Consider the following 397-nt stretch of genomic DNA (forward strand, 5'->3'; position numbering starts at 1 on the left):
GGTAACATTCCGAACCCGGAAGCTAAGCCCTCCAGCGCCGATGGTACTGCACCCGGGAGGGTGTGGGAGAGTAGGACACCGCCGGACAAACATTCAGTTGAGGGCCACCCCATCCGGGGTAGGCCCTCAACTGCTTTGCGCCCAACTACATGGCGCCATCAGGAAGGATGTACCCGTGAACCCAGCAGGGCAGGGCGGAGACCGCTCCCGCCGCGATGACGAGCGGCCCAATCGGCAGGGCGACCGCAACCAGCGGAGTGACCGGCCGTCGTACGGGAGCGACCGCGACTCCCGGCAGGGGGACCGGGGTGGCTACTCCGGCGGACAGCGCACCGATCGCCCCGATTCTCGCGGTGGTGCTCCCCGTGAGGGTGGTTACCGCGGTGGTGCTCCCCGT

The 397-nt window shown here is 68.0% G+C and carries 1 rRNA gene and 1 pseudogene; both read left to right on the top strand.

Features of this window, described 5'->3' with window-relative positions:
• A 5S ribosomal RNA gene (gene rrf, locus AB0J06_RS26195) occupies positions 1-87 on the top strand; the annotation flags it as partial.
• Positions 88-175: 88 nt separating this feature from the next.
• A pseudogene (locus tag AB0J06_RS26200) lies at positions 176-397 on the top strand (RNA helicase); the annotation flags it as partial.

The organism is Micromonospora sp. NPDC049679 (assembly GCF_040659735.1).
In the GTDB taxonomy this organism is placed as follows: domain Bacteria; phylum Actinomycetota; class Actinomycetes; order Mycobacteriales; family Micromonosporaceae; genus Micromonospora_I.